The sequence below is a fragment of the Flavobacterium sp. JP2137 genome (assembly GCF_050562195.1).
Classification (GTDB): Bacteria; Bacteroidota; Bacteroidia; order Flavobacteriales; family Flavobacteriaceae; genus Flavobacterium.
The window spans coordinates 1,895,810-1,914,205 of the sequence record NZ_CP191647.1 but is presented as its reverse complement, the minus strand read 5'-3'; the positions used below and the strand labels follow the sequence as shown (position 1 = coordinate 1,914,205).

Below are 18,396 nucleotides of genomic sequence, written 5' to 3'. Positions count from 1 at the left end.
CGGCATCAAATATGATTAAAATTGCTCCGGATATCTTTAATGACTCCCAGAAAGTAACCTTGGGAAGCGGCGCTATGGTGGAACAGCTCGGATACCCGATAAAACTCGCCTATACCGTGATATTTATAGTTCAGGCCGGCGAAGCCGACCTGCAAATCAACTTTAAAAACCACCGCATTAAAACGCACGATATACTGATTTTATCGGAAGATTTTATCACTGTATTCACACGCCTTTCGGACGATTTTAAATTATTTTACTGTTTTATACACCGGGATTTTGCTTCGGACATCGCTTATCAGCTGCCGAATTCACTGTTTTCCTACTTGCATCACTTTCCCTTGTGCCGACCGAGAGACCGGGATTTACCGCTGTTACAACTGTGGCTGACTCAGTTGGAATACGTATATGCCACGGGTAAAGAACACCGAGCGCTATTGCTTAAAAATCACTTGCAAAATTTCTTTTTAAAAATCGCCGAGAGCTGTCCGCATAGAACTACCTTATCGCAGCAAAAATACAGTCGCACAGAAATGCTGTGTTGGAAGTTTTGGGACTTAATCAGTCGGCATTGCATCGAGCACCGCCAAGTGGCTTTCTACGCCGAACAATTGTGTATCAGTCCTTTTTATCTTTCTCAAATTTCAAAACGCTTCTTGAATTACACGCCTAAGGAGCTGATCAACCGTCAGGTTATCTTGGAAATCAAGGCGCTGCTCCGTACTACAGAAATTCCGATTAAAGTTGTGGCGGCGCGACTTCACTTTGAAGACACTTCCTATCTCAGCCGGTATTTTAAACAGCAAACCGGCATGACTTTAATGGCGTTTCGCAAGAAATAAAATTTATGTGTACTCCATTGCGCTTTTATTCGCTTTTGCACAAAGGCTTTTCACCCTCTGGCTTGACCGTTATAACTGCTTGATTCGCGCTTCAAACTGCTCCATTTGGCGTTTGGCTTCTGCGCGTATGAGTTCCAACTCGCGGTTGGCCTCTTCTGAAATCGCCTCCACACTCTGTTGCATCGACATGCGCAAGGCATCGATGTCTTTCTTGAGCTCGAGGGATTTTCGTTTGTTGTAGCGCTCCAAGAAGTAACCTCCTATCGCGGTGACAATCGTAATGACAATACCGGTAAGCACCAATAAATAATTCAATGTACGGTGAAAATCCTCTACCCCTTCCTTGTGAAAATTAATGATATCGGCTACGTTTTGCTTGCTCAATTCCAGGTTGTCCTCCTTTAGGTCCAGCTCCTTTAATTTTGCATCTACCTTATACTCTTGCAATTCCATACGACTTTCCATATCCGCTTTGCTCGACATCGGGGATTGCTGTGCATAAACACCCAGAGTGCTCATAAAAATCAGGACGACAATACTAGTTAATTTCATACGATATACTGTTAAAGGCTTAATAGTAATTAAATAATATGGTTTAATTAGTGCTAAAGTAGACAAAATAAATGCAAATAAAATGAGATTCTCAACAACAATGCAGAAAATCATTGGCGCCTCCAGTTCTTTGTATTCACCTCTGTGCCGATTTGCTTATTCGCTAGTTTATACAAGGTAAGCAATTGCCGAATGTTTTCAACAACTTCAAAAATTTATATCTATGCGGTTCTCATACAACGGCTTTAATCGCTGTATTTCATCCTTACTCCCAATTTCAAAAAATCGCCCTTTAATCGCCTTATCCAACGAAAAGAATGCGCTTAAAGCATCGGAACCCGATCGATTTAGTAATCTACCCTGGACTTCAACAGTAGCGCCTGTATGCCTGAACAGCACCCCATTATTGTTTACAACTAATTCAAGGGGCTTTTGAAGTACCTCAAGTCCATTATTTCCCGCGGCCAAGGGGCGATTCAACATCAAAGAATACTTGATGCTAAAAAAGCCCTCGTTGGAATCGGATATACTTTAGCAAAACCATTTCAGTTTCGCTTTTAACGACCATTGACGAGGGTATATTCACTAAGTCAAAAGCATCCCCGCCCCTCTTTGGGAACTCGCCTTTAAAATTAAAACGTAGAGGCGGCCCTTATGAGACCGCCTCTACGTTGTTAATATTATTCTTAGATTATATGCAATGACCCAGGCTCTGAAAACCATAGACAATCCGCTTTTTGAGCAAAAAACAATCAACGCGTATTCTGAGTCAACGCGCTGTACGGTCTTAAGAAGGATTGGTAGACCAAAGTCCGATTTCTTTCACAAAGGCTCTTTGTGGAAGCTTTAGGTTGTTCACGACAAGAAACGCTAGGTCTTCCGGCTGCAATACTCTTTCCTCATTTCCATCTGTGAATTGGGCATTGAGGGTCATTTCTGTTGCAATGGTACTCGGGTTAACCGTCGTTACTCTGATATTGGATTTTCGAACTTCCTGCATCAGCGATTCGGTAAGATTGATTACAGCGGCTTTTGAGGCACCATAAGCACTCATCCTAGCACCTCCTTTTAATCCTGCCGTCGATGCGATATTGATGATATCGCCCTGACCTTGTTCTAATAAAAGAGGTAATACCTCGTGAATCATATAATAGGTTCCCAGTACATTAATCCTAAAAACTTGTTCCCATTCTTCTATCGGTAATTCCAAAAAACCACCAACTTTTAATATACCGGCGTTATTGATTAAAATATCTATCGCTTTCAAAGAATTGCTGATTTCCAAAACGGCCGATTTAACCTGGCTGAGATCGCCGATGTCCGCAGTTGCGTACGTCACGGCTATGTCGGAGTTTATCGCCGTTAATTCTTGGCTAAGCTTTTCCAAATCAGCGGTTGTTCTACCGATTAAACCCAGATTAACCCCTTCCGCGGCTAGAGCCAATGCCATCGCTTTACCTAAACCTTTTCCCGCTCCTGTAATTATCGCTGTTTTTCCTTTTAGTGTTCTCATCGTATACTTTATTTTTTTTACAAATCTCACTCCATTAAAAACAAATAACAAGTTTTATGTGCAATAAGGTATATTTGTACAACACTAATGAACTTATGATTGAATCGGTAAAGAGAACGCTCGAGATTATGCAGTACATTGCCCAAAATGGAAATCAGGTACGGCTGAAAGATGTCGCGGAGCATTTGCAGATTGGCAAGTCGACTGCGCATCACTTTTTAAAATCCCTGTTGGAGTTAGGCTATTTAGAACAAGATGAGCTAAGTCCGCGGTATTCCCTGAGTGACAAAGTCCAATTATTGATCCCCCCGCAGGTATCGCCGTATTTGCTCAAGCAACGCTTCCGCCCGCTATTGCAAAAAATCATGGAATTAACGGGAGAAACCACCTATTTAACCCTACAAATGGGCGCACATATCCGTCATGAGTTAAAATGCGAACCCGAACGCAACGTGCGTATTAGTCTGGAATTGGGCAAGGAATTTACGGTAATGAATTCTGCCATTGGCAATGTATTCTTGGCCTATTCCGAGCATCTGAGGCAGCACGTTTTGCGTTCCTTAAGCACTGAAGAAGCGAAACAATTGAATCGACGACTAGACACCGTTATCAGTCAAGGTTATGCGAGTGATTTTGAACGGCTGGAAAAAGAATTGAACTGTATTGCCGTACCGGTATTTGACCAGAAGCGACTCATTGCTGCCATCGGTGTATCCGGACCGGCATACCGTTTTCAGACCGCCGAAATGATGAAGGCTGTCAAGCTGATTCAATCGTACCTATAAACCGCGAAATAGCGAATCAAGACGAAAGGCTGCGGGAATCGAAAATTACGCAGCTCTTAAAAAAGCAGATTCGTCCATTCGCGGATGCGCTGATTCGCTTTGAAATGTGGTGAAATCGCCAGATCTTTGTTGGTAATCTCGTTTTTTTATTTTCAGTCCATTTACCGCTATTCATGCCTAGCAAGTATCTACTTCTCATTAGGAGTTGTTTTGGAGCGTCTCCGTTCTCAAACTCTTGAGCAACCTACGCTATATTTGCTTTCCGGGCTTCTTTAATAGCTTGATTCTCGTTATCCAACGCTTTCCAGCTTTCCTGAATACGAATGTCTTGTAAGGCTTCTACGGCTAATTCTTGTACATGAAAACAATCAGTTACTTGCATGGCGTTAGAAAAACTCCTGCTTACAATGTTTTTCATAGAACTAGCCATATCTAAGGTTACTTCCCGTACTTTTCTTCTGATTTTTGAGCTGATTGTAAGTAGTTTCTCTACGATAGGTTCAACCTTAGTCCCTGAAAATATGGCTACTAAGCTTCCCTTTTTTCCTTTAGCTCTTTTATTGGTTATGATTATATAATTCACCCTTAGACAGTGCTGTTTCGTCTAAAGAGAGATGAGGGCCTATATTTTCGGGATATAAGAGCCATTCTTTGGCATGATTCTTAGCGTTCCAATTACGAAAGTCACTTAAGGATTCTTTGTATTGTCGCTGTAATTTTTTGCCATCCACACCAAAGAAACCACCAATAGTATGACAGTCACTGGTCTTAGTACCGATTAATTTCTTTTAAAAAAGAAGCGAACTCAGCTGTCATACGAGTTCCCTTAGCTACTAATTCCCAGTCTCTTTGCACTAATTTGCGCGATTCCTTTTCAAGCCATCTTCGGCGTTTCACGTGAAGATAAACACTGTTTCCCCGCAAAGGAAAGTATTTTATGGTGGTTTCGTTGCGGAAACCGTGAGCAACCAAGATAAGGTCCTGATGCTCTATGGGAACAACATTGCGCACTTCAAAATAAAGATGCATAATTTCTGCTTGCTTGGTGGTTTTTACCAAATCAAAATGCGCTACTAAGAATTCGGGTAATATCAATTTAAGCAACTCTACATAGTTGTCCACAGTATCTCTTTTTTTGCAAAAACCGGAAGTTTTTTTTAATTCACACACAACTTTTGAGAATGATCCAGATTTCGGTTGTGAGTTACGCCTGTTGAAGGCAGTTGATTTAAAAAGTCTGTTGATATTGCTAAAATATAGGTTTCTAAAACTTTCCGTTATTTCGAATGGGATTTTTAAAAAACAAAAAAGCCTCAGCGTAAACTGAGGCTTTTTGTGATCCAACCAGGATCCAAACCTATATATCAATTAATGCTTTTTAACTATAAAAATATATCTAATAATACGTTTTGATATATATTAATATTGTTTTGTTATAGTCTTTACTTATATTTGTAGGGCAAAGGTAGGAAAAAAAACAAACGTAAAATTATGGCTACAGTAAATTTTTTAGTCAAAGGAACAACTAACCCATCAAAGATTTATTTGAGGTTCGTGAATACCCGTAGTATCAATATTACAACTATTACGCAGTTGGTTGTTAACCCAAAGTTTTGGGATGCAAAGAACCAACGGATTCGTAATGTATTAGAGGTAAAAAATAGAGATGAAATCAACCTAACATTGACAAAGTTGAAAATGAATATCATCGACGAATTTAATTCTGAATACATAAATGGAGGAGTAATAAATAAGAATTGGATTGACAAAACGATACAATCTTTTTTTAATCGACCTCAAAACGAAGTATCGTTCAAAATTAACGAGACAGAATTCTACTTAACTGACTTTTCTGAAAATTGGCTAAAAGTTTCCGCTCCTCACTTCAAAGTGAAAGCAAATAAGTATATGGATGATAAAACAATCGCTCATTATACTATTTTGAACAATATCCTAAAAGATTATCAAGGAAAGAATAAAATAGCACTTGATAGCGTTACAGCTGCTTTGATGGACGACTTTAGCGCTTACTTGTCAGAAATTAAAGGATATTCAGAAAGTACCACGAAAAGAATGATATCTCGTTTAAAATTTTTTTGTGCGAGAGCAGAAGAAGCAAATTTGAATGTAAACAAGAATTATAAAGAAAGGGTTTTTGTTAAGGAACGTGAGATTGAATTCAAAGAACCTTATTTAAATGTATCAGAAATTACTAAAATATTTCAATTAGAAATCAAGGATCCGGTAGTTGACGCTATTCGCGATAATTTTATTATTGGGCTTTGGACAGGGTTAAGAATTTCTGATTTTCTAACAAAATTAGATATCTCTAATATTGGCCATGATATTATCGAAATACAAACAACTAAAACAGGTCATAAAGTTGCAATCCCTATTCATTCACAAGTTTTATATACTCTTCAAAAACGAAACGGTAGCTTACCTCCAAAAGTACTAGAGCAGCATTTTAATAGAGAAATAAAATTGATATGTAAAGAATGTGAAATTAATGCTGAAATGCTAGGAGGGAAAACAACAATATTTATTGACCCGATAACGAAAAAAGAAGTTAAGCGAAAAAAAGTAGGTGTTTTTAAAAAATATGAATTGGTAACTTCGCATATTTGCAGAAGAAGTTTTGCTACCAACCTATTTACTCAAGTTCCTAATAGTGTGATTATGGCCGTAGCTGGATGGAAATCTGAGAAACAAATGCTTGATTATAACAAGCAGACCAATATAGAATCAGCTATGATTGTGAAAAGATATTGGGACGAACAAAATAAAAATTAAGATATGAAAGAAGAGAAAAGCATTATAACAAGTCACCCCGAAAGAATGCAACTGCTTTTACAGGCATTGGAAATAACAGCCAATAATCTATCTGTTGATTTGGGTTATAAAAACAGCATGAGTATCTACTATGTGATTAACGGAAGAAATAAGATAAATGAACAAATGATTAAAAGGATAATCAAAATCTATCCTTCAGTCAATTATTTATTTCTTGCCTATGGAGAGTTGCCGGTATTGGTGCCCCCTGCCCTTGCTCAATCACAAAAAAACATGTTTGGCGAAGTTGCGAATCTAGAAGATTTGAATTTGAAATTAGAACTTTTATTCAAATCCCAAAATAGATTAACCCAGAAACTCGAAAATATTGAAAGTCTTTTGATAGAACTAGTCAATAAAAAATAAAAAATGCTCTGACTTCTCAGAGCATTTTTTTTATCCAATATTACGATATTCCTCATTATCTTTTAATCTAGTTTTAATTTTATCAACAGCGTAATCTATTCTAGATGCAATATAAAACAAAATAAAAATTACACAAATTCCTATAAAATAATAGCATACCAATGCAGTTTCTCCATATTCATCATATAACAAAGTCCCTACAGTTTTATATTTAGTAAACATAAAAATAAGTTCACCCCACATTAAAACTATTAAAATAAAAAACGCCACAAACCGAGTTCTTTTACTCAATGAAGTTAAACGAGTTACAATATCTTCCATTTAAATTAAAATTAATTATTTATTGAAATTTTAAAACATTCTTTTAATCACATTAAAAATCTGACGAACATCATTAATAGGATATTTAATAGGCTTGTGCAACGTATTTCTAGAAGTCAATTCTAAAGTTCCCGTTTCTGTACAATACCCAGAAATATCTTTGTGATAAATACCAGTACTGGTAACCAAGATCATTCCGTACTTAGTTTTACGAAATCCACCATCCCACAAATGCCTTCCAACTTCACGAGCGAGAACATCTGCTTTATCTGGAGTATCATCTATACCTCCGCCATTCATACTATCTCCTGCGGTTCTAAATCCTAAATAATTACCACGGCCAACATGATCAACCGTAAAAGTTATTTTCTCGAATTCCTCGAGTAGTTTTTGCTCATCCTGGTAAACTTCTAAATAACTAGCATAAGCAGGAAAAGGAACTTTTGCAACTTCCATTTTAATACGTCCATTCGGTAAAAGAAAGAACTTATTACCGTTACTGTTAGTTATTACTTCAATTTCGTTGTCGTCAATAGTATCATCGGTTATAAGAACGGCTTTTGCATCATCGACTGGTTTACTCTCTATTTTGGTACCATACATTTCTCCACGCCCTGTTAACTGCCACTCTACATTAATAGAATACAATTCACAAAGACGTAATACAATATCAATACCTACATTAATCCTATTTCCAATAATATCAGACAATGCAGCAGGTTTTATATCTAATTCACGAGCTAACTCGGCTTTAGACTTGACCTTATTTGTTTCAAGAAGAAACCCCACAGTCCACACAAACCTTTGATTTACAACATCTTTCATATAAATATATACAATTGTACTAAAAATTAGTATAATTATTTTTTTATACTAATTTTTAGTATATATTTGTAACACAGAAACAGACAAACAAATATCTCTTTTGAAAAACATTGTTTGTCTGTAAAATAAACTCAGTATTTAGAATCTCTCAACTTTCTAGAATACTACGTTCTTTGACATATTGATAAAATCGCCACAAGGGGCGAAAATACCCGTAAACCAAAATACTAAAAAAAGTTAGTAGCCTAAGATTATCAAAGTTGTACAAGCACTGCTCTACACAACGTCTTTAACTTCGCCTATTCGTAAAAATATCGCCAAAAGACATCCCTTAGATAACTACTTTCTTTAATCATAAAACCCTTTAAAGTTTTACATAACGAGGTGTACTTAAAATATAGTTTCAAGCTTAATTAAATACACCTCGATTACTGTAGCAAATGTACTGATATATAAATTAATACAGAAAAAACATACTGAATTAAAGTGTTAATTATTTATTAAAAAACATATTTATGACCTTAATACGTACAAACCATAAGGTGTCGAGCCGCGAAATTGCTCAAATGACCCTAAAGCAATCAATAAATAATCGCTTTATCGAAACGGTAGAGCATCTTGTCAAAACTAAGAGAGTCAAAAACAAATCTAAATTGACTCAAGAATTAAGCATCAATCCTAACTCTTTATCAGAAATAAAATCAGGAAGAAGTAATGCTCAAATTGATTCAATTATTAGACTGTGTGACCTATACGACGTAAGTCTATTATATATCCTTAAAGGAGAGACCACAATTGAAGACAGTATGAACTACTTAACTATTTCAGAAGCATCTACCATTATTGACTGTTCTGTTGATATATTTAAAAAGTACTACTCTGAGAAATTAACCAAGTTTAGCACTAAAAATAATCCTAAAGAGCAGCTTTTCAATAAAGAAGATGTTTTGTCTTTAAAAAAAGAACTTCAAAACGACAACAAAAAACCCATTATTTAATGTTAGAATACGTTATCTATCCTTTAGGCGCAATCGTAGCAATATTGTTCCTGATAGGATTATTTTTTTCAACTAATCAAAAAGAATAGTTATGAATCCACAACTTATCGGAGGGCACTGGACCGTCAATGGAAAAAGGTACCCAGAATTAACAGAAGCCGAAAGACTAGCGTTTAACGGCTTTTTTCATACCACAAATTTAGTGTATGAAGAACTTTATGCGGAGAGACACCGCAAAGCAGTACTAAATTAAAAACTCTTATAAAAACCCTTTAAAAATGTCAGATACACAAGAAATACAAAAACCAGAGGTTTTCAACTTAGATTCTTTCAGAGTTGAATCCATCAAAGAGATACAAGGCAAAAAGGAACTTCAACTACAGATAGTAAAAGACAATCCCTTTGTTGAAATCAAAGACAACGAAACTTTTACCGAAGCAAAGAAAACCCGCACAAACCTAGTTACTGCAAGAACGTCTTTATCTAAAGAAAAAAAGATTGTAATTGACAAAGTAAAAGAGAGAATCACCACTCCTATAGAACAAACTTACGAGAAGCTAATTGCAATTACCCAACCTCACGAAGAGAAGCAGCAAACAGAGGTTAAGCGCTGGGAAGATATCAAGGAATTAGAACGTAAGGAGAAACTTAGAAAAGAACAGGAACGTAAAGACAAACACTTAGGTAACATCCGCTCGATTGTTTCTTTCAATACGGAGCAAATCAAAAATTTGACCTACGAGTCTAGTTTAACTTTTGAAGTAAAAGCGATATTGGATGATATCGAAGTTTCTTACGAAACATTTGAAGAATTTGGCACAACCCTACTTAGCGAATTAGAAGCTCTAAAATTCACACTTTCAACTCGAAAAGACACTTTAAAAGAACAAGAAGAAATTCGATTGGAAAAACTCAAACTAGCTAAAGAGCGGATGGAACAAAACAGAATCCAAAAAATAAAAGATTCGATTACTGAATTTTACACCACTTGGACAATCGCTTTTTCTAAAATGACATTTGCTCAAATAGCTGACACAAAAGAAAACTTTTTAGCAGTAGCAATACACTGTGAAGAATTCCAACCTGAATTTGCTGAAAAAAGAGCCTTACTTGTTAAAGATTTTGAAGCAAGAGAGGTGGTGTTGAAAGAACAAGAGAAACAAAGACTTGATCTTGAAAAACAAAAGGAGCAACAAGCTAAAATCGCTGCTAAAAACAAATTAGCTCAAGACAAGATAGATGCTGAAAACAAAGCTAGAAAAGTAAAGCTAGATGCAAGTCAGGCCGTCATCGATAGACAAACAAAAGAACTTCAAATTGAAAAAGATAATATTTTAAAAGACCAAAGGATAAAGTCTCTGCAAAACTTAGGATTTGACGATGATTTAGTATTGAATCTTGATACTGTCAAAATAATCTTTCCAATTGAGGATATACTTTGCCGAGAGGAAGAATTCCAAGATCTTTTAAATAATACAAAGTATCAAATAGCAAACCCTCCTACTCCAATTAACGAAAAGGTTGAACCTATTGAATTAACGGCAGTAGCTTCCGAAGAGCCGGTATTGAATGAAACACAAGAAGAATCTAAACTTTTATTAGAAAGCTTCTGTAACTTCTGTATCAATAATCACGGTGCTATTTCAAAAGAACATATAGTTGAATTTCTAAAGCAATAATTATGGTTTGTATTTTACAAATTGAATTTACGGATGAACAATTACGAAAAATAGCGCTTCACATTCAAAAGGAAAATAAAATGGACCAATTCTTTGCGCCTAAAACAAGAGACGAAGAATTATCGGAAGAAGTTTTAACACTTAAGCAAGTTTCTGAATTGACCAAAATAGGTAAACAAACATTAGTTTCTCACATTAAGTCAGGCTTACTAAAAGCAAACAAAGTGGGTTCGCAATGGCGAGTAACCCGTAAACAACTAAAAGATTATGCCGAAGGAATTTAAATTTTGCTATACGGAACACAATTCGGAAGCAATCGCACATTTAGAATTTGAGCAATACAAACAATTGCCTACTGCAATTAATTATGGTGAAACAGAACTGCGCATAGTGGTGAATCTTGACAAAAAAGAATACTGGGTAAGCTGCAATGTCTCACTAAATCACAACAAAAGAATTGCATTAGGCAGTAACAAAAAAATGAATTATAAATCTTTAGACCAAATACGAAAATGGGACAGATAGCTATATCAGAACAACAACAATTAGTTTCTATTGAAATGAACGCGCAAATTACGGCTGTTCTTTCTAACAAAATGCAAGACTTTCAAAAAGCTTTTGTGATGGCAGGAGCAATTGAAAGAATCCGAGAGTTATTAACTCCTGAAGTAATGAAGCCTATAATGGCATTACAAGGTTCAAAACTTGGCTTCAGAACCGACAAAGATAAAACTGGGGGTTACACAATGCTAGAGGTAAAAGAATGTCTAATTGAATCCTTGCTTTTAGGACTACAGCCATACGGTAATGAATGGAATATAATCGGAGGTAATATGTATCCAACTAGAGAGGGATTTGGTTCGGTACTCGATAAAATTGAAGGCTTAAGATATAATATATCTTATCCTAAAATTATCCAAAGTCAAGACAAACTAACTGCCAATGTTGTATGTAAAATAGATTGGCAACTTAACGGCGATAGCAAAACACAAACGATAGATTTTCCGGTCAAATCTAATGCCTATGCAACAGCAGACGCATTAATTGGTAAAGCTGAAAGAAAATCAAGAAGATGGCTTTATAACCATATCAAAGGAACTGATATTTCAGATGGAGATGCGACGGATGTAGATTTTACAGTTGTTAGTTCTAAGCCCTTGAATAAGGAAGAAATTATTCAAGAAAAGGAAAAAAACAGAATGAAGGAGCACATCGCAAAAGCAACAAAACTATCTATTCTTCATCAAGTCAAAAGTTCAATTCCCTCAGATGATTTAGAAATTCAAGAGTTGTATTCAGACAAAGAAGATATACTTTCAGTTGAAGCCATCCATGGAGTACAAGACCTTGAAACTCTTTCAAAATTAAGTCCGCTTATTGAAAAAGACGAGCATATCATCATGTTAGACGACAAGAAAAAAGAGCTAGAGCAAAAAGCTAAGAATGCTAAAAAAGCATAAACTTAAAGAGTGTCAAAATCCAGATTGCTCAAATACTTTCAAACAGTATAATTCATTACAAAAATACTGCTCCCCTACTTGTCAAAAGATACACGCTAAACCAAAGCGTATAAATAAGGTTTCCAAAAAACGCAAAGAGGATAACGAAATCTATTCAATTATCCGATTAGAATTCCTTTCTAAAGAATACAATCAAATCTGCTTTATCGAAGAATGCAACCGACCCGCTACGAGCGTAGAACATACACGTGGCCGCATTGGCTATGCTGATGATTGGGCAAGAGAAAACGATATAACTCTTTTCCTCGATGTGCGCTTTTGGAAACCTTGTTGTATAGAACACAATCTCGAACTCGAAAACAATTCCGAGTTATCAAAAAAATATCAACTAAGCCGAATTCACGGCGGTAAAAAACTATAACAATGCAAAAGAAAACAATATCTAAGGTTATCACTAAGAAGCTAAATGAATGGTTAGAAACTATTACTGATGAATCTTTAAGAAAAAAAGTCAAAGAAAACCTTTTAGTTTCTGGTGGTTCAATTACCTCAATGTTCTTAAATGAACCTGTAAACGATTTCGATATTTACATTCAAGATATGGATGTTTTAATTGAATTAGCTAAGTATTATATGCCGAATGACGTACTAGATGGAAGAAAAAAAGATGAGCTTATTCTCGATCATTACGTTAAAAAGTACGGCAATCTAAAACGTGCTAAAAAAGAATTAGAATCTCTAGATGAGGATTTATCGGAACAAACAGTTAGACTAAAAAATCTAAAGCAAAATCAAGTAAAGCTGAATGTTGAGTCTTCGGGTCAAAGAATGCAGATTGATGAAGATAAAAAATATCAAATCGCCTTTCTTTCTCAAAATGCAATTTCATTAACTGATGATATTCAAATAGTGCTAAGATTCAGCGGTGCCCCAGAAGAAATTCATAGTACATTCGATTTTATCCACGCTACCAATTACTTCACTTTCGAAGTTGGAGTTGTTACAAACCTACAAGCCTTAGAATCACTTATAAGTAAGGATCTAAAATATCAAGGTAGCCAATATCCGCTAACCTCAATTATTAGAATTAAAAAGTTCCTTAAAAGAGGTTGGACTATCAATGCTGGTGAAATGCTAAAAATGATGTTTCAAATTTCAGAATTAGATTTAAAAGACCCTATGGTGCTTGAAGAACAATTGATAGGTGTCGATATTGCTTATTTCGACAAGCTAATTGATGTTATTAGAGATGTTCCTCGAGAAAAGATAAACTCCAATTACATAAATACTATCATCGACAAAGTCTTTTCGCAATACGAAGAAATTGAGGAAACCCCAAAATCTGTTTCAAATTCAAATAACTAAACTATGTCAAAACCCTTAATATTTACAAACTGGATGGCTCGTTGCTCTAGTTTAGGCAACCTAATGACCAATCTTCCAACCGAAGATGAACAAGCAAAAATAGCGCTCGAAATTGAAGAGCTAACCAACGAAAGAGACTATGGAACCAATCGAAACGGTAACAAAGTTAAATGGACCGAAACAAAAGATCTACGACTTGGGGTATTAATCAAGAAAAGAGATAATCCCGACGAATTACCTTCTGGAGCAATTACTTATTTAGAGAAAGAATTTCGCGATAAGTTTTGGAGAAGAAGGCGTTTTTTGGATAACAAATATCTATCCAAAGGAACCATTAATGAAGATGATTCACTTGGACTTCTATCCCTACTTGACAATTTCTTTTACCGTAAAAATGACGAGCATCTTAACAACGGAACTATTCAAGGAACGCCCGACAATCGCCAAAATAAGACAAAAGACACCAAATCATCTTGGGATTTAGAAACCTTTGAAAATGCCGAATTGATTAGTCTTTATTCTTGGCAATTAAAAGGCTACATGTGGCTAGAGCATAGCTACGATAATCCCGAGTTAAACACCAAAACAGAAGCCGAATTATGCTACTGTTTAGTTAATGCCCCACTCCATTTAATTGAAAATGAGAAAAAATCTCTTTGGTTCAAAATGGGGATGCCAGACGAGGACTCAGAAACCTGGATTAATGCCGTTTGTCAGTTGGAAAGAAACATGATTTTTGATATACCGGCTTTTCAAGCAGAATATCCAAATTATGATTTTTACAATCCAGTACTAGACTTCTCAATTCCTCCCCATTTAAGAGACAAACGTTTTTCTGTTAACCTAGAGTCGGAAGATATAAAAAACATCACTAGGCGCGTCCTGATGGCTCGAGATTGGCTAATTGCTAAAGAGATTGAAACCCTAAAGCTTATCGAACATGGAAAAACCAACTAAAGCCTTATCTATTAAGCAACCTTGGGCGGAATTAATCGCTTTAGGGATAAAGAACATCGAAAACAGAACTTGGAAAACGTCCTTTAGAGGGCGTTTTCTTATTCACGCATCCAAAGTATCGGACAAGCATTGTTCTTTAAATGTAGCTCAAGATGCAGCAACTAACGGAATTGAAGAATTAGATTGGTCACTTGGCTGTATCATTGGTGAAGTTGACTTGGTAGATTGTGTTCAAAGACATTCTTCTATTTGGGCAGATCGTGGCGACGGAATTTGGCATTACGTTTTGGAAAATCCTGTAATGTACGACAAGCCGATTCCGGTTAAAAAAGGTGCTTTAGGATTCTGGAATTATAAACCTGAAAATTAAATTTAGATATGAATGGAATTATTTTAGGCCAAACTTATTACACGATTTCCGGAAGTGAATTTATACCAATCAAAAAAGAAAAAGGCGAAATAAAAGATTGTTTTGGATATCGAAAGAGTTCTATTTATATAAGTCATAATGGTACCAGAATTCAAAAAGGAAATATCTACTCTTCAAAAGAGCGGGCGTTATTCGTTGCAAAGCAAAAAAGAAAAAAGAAATTAAAAACTTCCCACTTGTAGAAAGTGGATAATCTGATGAATTTACAGCAAATAAAAGATGATTATGCAAAATCACATAGATATGAAAGCTTTGAGCATTTAATACACATGTGCGATGTTGAAACGCTTAACAAACACTTCGACGAGGTAATTCGAATAGTCTTAGAATTTTCAAATTCAAAAACCTTATAAACAAATGGAATCATTCCTAAAAGCAATAGAAGACCACCAAGATGCAGCGCTACTAATATTGATATTTCTAGCACTGATTTGTTCAATAATAAAAGATAAAAATTAATGCACGTAGTCGGAAGAATAAAAGCAATTCATCAACCACAACAAGTGAGTCAGTCTTTTAAAAAGAGAGAGCTGATAGTAACGACAGATGAACAATATCCACAGCATATCATGATCGAATTTACTCAAGACCGATGTGATTTATTGGATTCCTTTCAAATTGGACAACCCGTAAAAGTATCGATTAATTTAAAAGGTAGAGAGTGGGTTAATCCACAGGGCGAAACCAAATATTTCAACTCTATCCAAGGTTGGAAAATTGATGCTGAGAATATGGCACCAACATATGAGCCTGAGCCGCAAAGCGCAGCCGATGCTTATATGAACAATCGTCAACCTCAATTCAATGAGGAAGAACACGACGATTTACCCTTTTAAATAAAACCCTTTAAAAATCTTTAAAAAATGGATTTCAATAAACAATCACAAATTGCTATTGACAAAGTCATAGCTGAAAAACTACCTGAAATGTTAGAAGCCAAAGCTTCTGAAATGATAAGTTCAATAGTAAGTGATATCTTCAGAAGTTATGGAGATACCGCTAAATCTATCAAAGCAAAACTTGAAGAAACCATTAATGTCAATCTTCAGGAACTAGATCTAATCGATTACAATACGTTAATTGCTAAGACCATTAATGACAATTTACTTCAACAAGTAAATTTACAGCCAATACTTGATATGACTCAAGATATCATCGGTTTTGTAAATAAGAAAACAATTACTCTGCAAGAAGTTGCTGATATTATAATCGAAGCAAGTCAAGAAGAAAACGATCAAGAAGGAGAAGGCGAAATTACTTTTATAATAAACGAGAATACCAAATATAACTGGATAGAAGTGTCTGCTGATGTTGAACCGGATAAAGAAGAATACGAATGTAATTTTAAATTTATTTTTCATTCAGAAGATTCACGAGAAGGGCAGATCTTCTCTTTTAGATTCAAAGATCATTGTGATGATAAAGCAAAAGAATTAACTCCAGCAAAACTTGTTTCCTTACACGGAATTGAAGCTAAAATTTTTAGACTTTATTCTGCTCAAGTAAAAATAACTGATTACAATCATACGCCTGACACGTCCTGGACACGTTGGGATTAATTCAATCTAAAATGGCAAGCAAGAAACGAAGAAAGCCCGAATCCGAAGATAGGCACATTACCATTTTCGAAGAGGCCGTAACACTAAAAAATGAAGCGATGGGAATTATCCCGTCGCTTCTTTCATTAGAACAAGAGAAACTCAATAATGGTTTTACTTGGAAGCAAAGAGACCATAAGACGAGAGTGCTCACTAAAACTAAATAATAATGATGAAATGAACATATATGAGTTATCTAGAAATTTTTGGGATTGGTCTTTTGAAAATCCTGATAAAATTAAACCAGTACATAGCGCATTGTATTTCTTCGCCATTGAACATTGCAATCGATTAGGCTGGAAAGAAAAATTTGGGTTTCCTACTACAATGGCGATGGAAGCAACAGGAATCAAATCCTATAATACTTATATATATACTTTGAAAGATTTAGTCAGTTTCGGTTTTGTAATGATTATAGAAAAATCAAAAAATCAATACTCTGCTAATATCATTGCTCTATCAAATTTTAATAAAGCAGTAGACAAAGCACTTGATAAAGCAATGTTAAAGCACATACCAAAGCAAGATGAAAGCATTGTACAAAGCACTAGTGAAAGCATTGATAGTATAGATATACCAATATACAATAATACAATTATACCATATACATTATTACAGAAAGAAAATAAAAATTTCACAGAAGTTGATTCTGCTGAACTAGAAACTTCTCAAAAAAAAGAAAAAAGTTCCGCAAAAAAAGAAACAAAATTTTCTATTCCAAATTTTGAAGAAGTATCTCAATACTGCCTTGAACGAAATAACGGAATTGATGCACGTCATTTCATCGATTTCTATGAATCTAAAAACTGGATGATTGGAAAAAACAAAATGAAAGACTGGAAAGCTTCAGTTCGCACTTGGGAAAGGAACAGCAACAACAACCAAAATCAGAATAAAAATGGAGAAACAAAAACCGAAGACCGAATCATTGGCCGTCAAACATTCGACACCGTCAAATCAAATTCAGAAAACATACAGCACTCAGCTGACTACTATCGAGAACTTTTGCGTAAAAAGCCCGATTGATTTTGTAAGAAGTTCTTATTCTCAAATGACAATTCGAGAACGGTTACAAGATGATGATGGCCTAACAATTCTAATCAACCAAGCTTTGACTAAATCAATTGGTCTGTCTGGTATGAAGGAAAAGACAGACCAATTGATGCTCGATGAAATCATCAAAATGCTTTTCACGGTTTATGATCATCTAACCCCAGATGAAATTTATAAAGCATTTGAACTAGAGCGAATGCGGATGTATGAGACCAAAACCGAACACTTTCAATTATTCGATACCGGTTATGCTGCTGAAATTCTCAAAAAATATTTGGATTGGAAAATCGATATTAAGACGAAGTACAACATTACTAAGTCAAATTCGATTCCTGAAAATACCTTATTGCTCTCTGAAACTTCCGATTCTGAAAAGAAAAAAATAATGGACCAGGCAATTACACGATGTTTTGACGAATTCAATAAACAAGGAAAAATAAACCATCCTTTCAAGCACGTATTCGATGAACTCGTTGATAGAAAATTCATTAAAAAAGCTACTGAAGACACTCCTAGATTAAAGCAATGGTATGACGAGCGAAGAATTATTGCTCATGCCGAAGTTGAAAAAGAACTACTTGCTCAAGCTGAGATTAACAAAGACAATTCTAAGAAAGTGAAAAGCATTCGTGAAGAATTGAATTTACTGCTTGACAACAAATCTGATAAGGTTGAAATCAAGCTATTCGAAATCGTTTTACGGGAATTCTTCCAAAAGAGAATCGATTTAAAACTTCCGATTGAGGAACTACTGAAATAAATCACAAAAAACTTATTGTCAAACCAACCGTTCGGGAATACCGAACAGTTAAACTATTCG

General features: G+C 35.4%; 24 protein-coding genes. 18 read left to right on the top strand and 6 right to left on the bottom strand.

Annotation, left to right across the window (positions count from 1 at the left end; genetic code table 11):
- The first annotated feature begins 11 nt into the window (after window positions 1-11).
- A complete protein-coding gene (locus ACQZ43_RS08320) occupies window positions 12-842 on the top strand; it encodes a helix-turn-helix transcriptional regulator (RefSeq protein ID WP_430611589.1) in 831 nt (276 codons plus the stop codon).
- Between the two features lie 69 nt (window positions 843-911).
- Here ACQZ43_RS08320 and ACQZ43_RS08315 read toward each other — a convergent pair whose 3' ends face one another.
- Window positions 912-1,394, bottom strand: coding sequence for a hypothetical protein (locus ACQZ43_RS08315; RefSeq protein ID WP_430611587.1), 483 nt, complete (start codon window positions 1,392-1,394; stop codon window positions 912-914).
- 787 nt (window positions 1,395-2,181) lie between these two features.
- Window positions 2,182-2,907: a 3-ketoacyl-ACP reductase gene (locus ACQZ43_RS08310; protein ID WP_430611585.1), complete on the bottom strand. Its 726-nt coding sequence runs from the start codon at window positions 2,905-2,907 to the stop codon at window positions 2,182-2,184.
- A 56-nt stretch (window positions 2,908-2,963) separates the two neighbouring features.
- Here ACQZ43_RS08310 and ACQZ43_RS08305 point away from each other — a divergent pair, with 56 nt between their 5' ends.
- Window positions 2,964-3,692 (top strand): IclR family transcriptional regulator, encoded by a 729-nt coding sequence (locus tag ACQZ43_RS08305; protein ID WP_430611583.1) that lies wholly within the window; start codon window positions 2,964-2,966, stop codon window positions 3,690-3,692.
- 244 nt (window positions 3,693-3,936) lie between these two features.
- Here the strand turns inward: ACQZ43_RS08305 and ACQZ43_RS08300 are convergent, their stop codons facing one another.
- Together ACQZ43_RS08300 and ACQZ43_RS08295 are read right to left on the bottom strand one after the other, a co-directional pair.
- Window positions 3,937-4,275 (bottom strand): transposase, encoded by a 339-nt coding sequence (locus tag ACQZ43_RS08300; RefSeq protein WP_430611581.1) that lies wholly within the window; start codon window positions 4,273-4,275, stop codon window positions 3,937-3,939.
- A 185-nt stretch (window positions 4,276-4,460) separates the two neighbouring features.
- Entirely contained in the window at window positions 4,461-4,814 is a 354-nt protein-coding gene (locus ACQZ43_RS08295; protein ID WP_430611579.1) for an ISAon1 family transposase N-terminal region protein, read from the bottom strand.
- 369 nt (window positions 4,815-5,183) lie between these two features.
- Between ACQZ43_RS08295 and ACQZ43_RS08290 the strand changes: the two genes are divergently transcribed.
- The gene (locus tag ACQZ43_RS08290) at window positions 5,184-6,485 is read left to right on the top strand and encodes a tyrosine-type recombinase/integrase (protein WP_430611577.1); all 1,302 of its coding nucleotides are present in this window, start codon (window positions 5,184-5,186) and stop codon (window positions 6,483-6,485) included.
- A gap of 3 nt (window positions 6,486-6,488) precedes the next feature.
- Complete coding sequence (locus tag ACQZ43_RS08285; protein ID WP_430611575.1) at window positions 6,489-6,890, top strand: hypothetical protein; 402 nt, start codon at window positions 6,489-6,491, stop codon at window positions 6,888-6,890.
- Between the two features lie 30 nt (window positions 6,891-6,920).
- Here ACQZ43_RS08285 and ACQZ43_RS08280 read toward each other — a convergent pair whose 3' ends face one another.
- Window positions 6,921-7,211, bottom strand: a complete 291-nt coding sequence (locus ACQZ43_RS08280; RefSeq protein ID WP_430611573.1) for a hypothetical protein — start codon at window positions 7,209-7,211, stop codon at window positions 6,921-6,923.
- Window positions 7,212-7,241: 30 nt separating this feature from the next.
- A complete protein-coding gene (locus tag ACQZ43_RS08275) occupies window positions 7,242-8,036 on the bottom strand; it encodes a helix-turn-helix domain-containing protein (protein ID WP_430611571.1) in 795 nt (264 codons plus the stop codon).
- A gap of 515 nt (window positions 8,037-8,551) precedes the next feature.
- Here ACQZ43_RS08275 and ACQZ43_RS08270 point away from each other — a divergent pair.
- The 14 genes from ACQZ43_RS08270 to ACQZ43_RS08205 all read left to right on the top strand — a co-directional run bounded on the left by ACQZ43_RS08270 (window position 8,552) and on the right by ACQZ43_RS08205 (window position 18,336).
- On the top strand, window positions 8,552-9,034 hold the full coding sequence (locus tag ACQZ43_RS08270) for a helix-turn-helix domain-containing protein (RefSeq protein ID WP_430611569.1): 483 nt from the start codon (window positions 8,552-8,554) through the stop codon (window positions 9,032-9,034).
- Window positions 9,035-9,125: 91 nt separating this feature from the next.
- Window positions 9,126-9,287 carry a hypothetical protein gene (locus ACQZ43_RS08265; protein WP_430611567.1) on the top strand — a complete coding sequence of 54 codons (162 nt, stop codon included), beginning with the start codon at window positions 9,126-9,128 and terminating at the stop codon, window positions 9,285-9,287.
- Between the two features lie 25 nt (window positions 9,288-9,312).
- The gene (locus tag ACQZ43_RS08260) at window positions 9,313-10,713 is read left to right on the top strand and encodes a hypothetical protein (RefSeq protein ID WP_430611566.1); all 1,401 of its coding nucleotides are present in this window, start codon (window positions 9,313-9,315) and stop codon (window positions 10,711-10,713) included.
- A gap of 2 nt (window positions 10,714-10,715) precedes the next feature.
- The gene (locus ACQZ43_RS08255; protein ID WP_430611564.1) at window positions 10,716-10,997 is read left to right on the top strand and encodes a helix-turn-helix domain-containing protein; all 282 of its coding nucleotides are present in this window, start codon (window positions 10,716-10,718) and stop codon (window positions 10,995-10,997) included.
- Window positions 10,998-11,225: 228 nt separating this feature from the next.
- The gene (locus tag ACQZ43_RS08250; protein ID WP_430611562.1) at window positions 11,226-12,173 is read left to right on the top strand and encodes a hypothetical protein; all 948 of its coding nucleotides are present in this window, start codon (window positions 11,226-11,228) and stop codon (window positions 12,171-12,173) included.
- Complete coding sequence (locus ACQZ43_RS08245; RefSeq protein ID WP_430611560.1) at window positions 12,157-12,594, top strand: hypothetical protein; 438 nt, start codon at window positions 12,157-12,159, stop codon at window positions 12,592-12,594. The genes ACQZ43_RS08250 and ACQZ43_RS08245 overlap by 17 nt, the downstream gene beginning before the upstream one ends.
- Window positions 12,595-12,596: 2 nt before the next feature.
- A complete protein-coding gene (locus ACQZ43_RS08240) occupies window positions 12,597-13,538 on the top strand; it encodes a hypothetical protein (protein ID WP_430611558.1) in 942 nt (313 codons plus the stop codon).
- Window positions 13,539-13,541: 3 nt separating this feature from the next.
- Entirely contained in the window at window positions 13,542-14,495 is a 954-nt protein-coding gene (locus tag ACQZ43_RS08235) for a hypothetical protein (RefSeq protein WP_430611556.1), read from the top strand.
- Window positions 14,479-14,865 carry an ASCH domain-containing protein gene (locus tag ACQZ43_RS08230; protein WP_430611554.1) on the top strand — a complete coding sequence of 129 codons (387 nt, stop codon included), beginning with the start codon at window positions 14,479-14,481 and terminating at the stop codon, window positions 14,863-14,865. The genes ACQZ43_RS08235 and ACQZ43_RS08230 overlap by 17 nt, the downstream gene beginning before the upstream one ends.
- Before the next feature lie 8 nt (window positions 14,866-14,873).
- Window positions 14,874-15,107, top strand: coding sequence for a hypothetical protein (locus ACQZ43_RS08225; RefSeq protein WP_430611552.1), 234 nt, complete (start codon window positions 14,874-14,876; stop codon window positions 15,105-15,107).
- A gap of 276 nt (window positions 15,108-15,383) precedes the next feature.
- Window positions 15,384-15,761, top strand: a complete 378-nt coding sequence (locus ACQZ43_RS08220) for a DUF3127 domain-containing protein (protein ID WP_430611550.1) — start codon at window positions 15,384-15,386, stop codon at window positions 15,759-15,761.
- Between the two features lie 27 nt (window positions 15,762-15,788).
- A complete protein-coding gene (locus tag ACQZ43_RS08215; protein ID WP_430611548.1) occupies window positions 15,789-16,484 on the top strand; it encodes a hypothetical protein in 696 nt (231 codons plus the stop codon).
- A gap of 216 nt (window positions 16,485-16,700) precedes the next feature.
- The gene (locus ACQZ43_RS08210; protein WP_430611546.1) at window positions 16,701-17,549 is read left to right on the top strand and encodes a hypothetical protein; all 849 of its coding nucleotides are present in this window, start codon (window positions 16,701-16,703) and stop codon (window positions 17,547-17,549) included.
- A 25-nt stretch (window positions 17,550-17,574) separates the two neighbouring features.
- A complete protein-coding gene (locus ACQZ43_RS08205; RefSeq protein WP_430611544.1) occupies window positions 17,575-18,336 on the top strand; it encodes a hypothetical protein in 762 nt (253 codons plus the stop codon).
- Window positions 18,337-18,396: the final 60 nt, after the last annotated feature.

Bases quoted from the DNA above. Each gene is read 5' to 3' on its own strand.
- ACQZ43_RS08320 (WP_430611589.1), top strand. From the start codon at position 12: ATGATTAAAATTGCTCCGGATATCTTTAATGACTCCCAGAAAGTAACC.
- ACQZ43_RS08315 (WP_430611587.1), bottom strand. From the start codon at position 1,394: ATGAAATTAACTAGTATTGTCGTCCTGATTTTTATGAGCACTCTGGGT.
- ACQZ43_RS08310 (WP_430611585.1), bottom strand. From the start codon at position 2,907: ATGAGAACACTAAAAGGAAAAACAGCGATAATTACAGGAGCGGGAAAA.
- ACQZ43_RS08305 (WP_430611583.1), top strand. From the start codon at position 2,964: ATGTGCAATAAGGTATATTTGTACAACACTAATGAACTTATGATTGAA.
- ACQZ43_RS08290 (WP_430611577.1), top strand. From the start codon at position 5,184: ATGGCTACAGTAAATTTTTTAGTCAAAGGAACAACTAACCCATCAAAG.
- ACQZ43_RS08285 (WP_430611575.1), top strand. From the start codon at position 6,489: ATGAAAGAAGAGAAAAGCATTATAACAAGTCACCCCGAAAGAATGCAA.
- ACQZ43_RS08280 (WP_430611573.1), bottom strand. From the start codon at position 7,211: ATGGAAGATATTGTAACTCGTTTAACTTCATTGAGTAAAAGAACTCGG.
- ACQZ43_RS08275 (WP_430611571.1), bottom strand. From the start codon at position 8,036: ATGAAAGATGTTGTAAATCAAAGGTTTGTGTGGACTGTGGGGTTTCTT.
- ACQZ43_RS08270 (WP_430611569.1), top strand. From the start codon at position 8,552: ATGACCTTAATACGTACAAACCATAAGGTGTCGAGCCGCGAAATTGCT.
- ACQZ43_RS08265 (WP_430611567.1), top strand. From the start codon at position 9,126: ATGAATCCACAACTTATCGGAGGGCACTGGACCGTCAATGGAAAAAGG.
- ACQZ43_RS08260 (WP_430611566.1), top strand. From the start codon at position 9,313: ATGTCAGATACACAAGAAATACAAAAACCAGAGGTTTTCAACTTAGAT.
- ACQZ43_RS08255 (WP_430611564.1), top strand. From the start codon at position 10,716: ATGGTTTGTATTTTACAAATTGAATTTACGGATGAACAATTACGAAAA.
- ACQZ43_RS08250 (WP_430611562.1), top strand. From the start codon at position 11,226: ATGGGACAGATAGCTATATCAGAACAACAACAATTAGTTTCTATTGAA.
- ACQZ43_RS08245 (WP_430611560.1), top strand. From the start codon at position 12,157: ATGCTAAAAAAGCATAAACTTAAAGAGTGTCAAAATCCAGATTGCTCA.
- ACQZ43_RS08240 (WP_430611558.1), top strand. From the start codon at position 12,597: ATGCAAAAGAAAACAATATCTAAGGTTATCACTAAGAAGCTAAATGAA.
- ACQZ43_RS08235 (WP_430611556.1), top strand. From the start codon at position 13,542: ATGTCAAAACCCTTAATATTTACAAACTGGATGGCTCGTTGCTCTAGT.
- ACQZ43_RS08230 (WP_430611554.1), top strand. From the start codon at position 14,479: ATGGAAAAACCAACTAAAGCCTTATCTATTAAGCAACCTTGGGCGGAA.
- ACQZ43_RS08225 (WP_430611552.1), top strand. From the start codon at position 14,874: ATGAATGGAATTATTTTAGGCCAAACTTATTACACGATTTCCGGAAGT.
- ACQZ43_RS08220 (WP_430611550.1), top strand. From the start codon at position 15,384: ATGCACGTAGTCGGAAGAATAAAAGCAATTCATCAACCACAACAAGTG.
- ACQZ43_RS08215 (WP_430611548.1), top strand. From the start codon at position 15,789: ATGGATTTCAATAAACAATCACAAATTGCTATTGACAAAGTCATAGCT.
- ACQZ43_RS08210 (WP_430611546.1), top strand. From the start codon at position 16,701: ATGAACATATATGAGTTATCTAGAAATTTTTGGGATTGGTCTTTTGAA.
- ACQZ43_RS08205 (WP_430611544.1), top strand. From the start codon at position 17,575: ATGACAATTCGAGAACGGTTACAAGATGATGATGGCCTAACAATTCTA.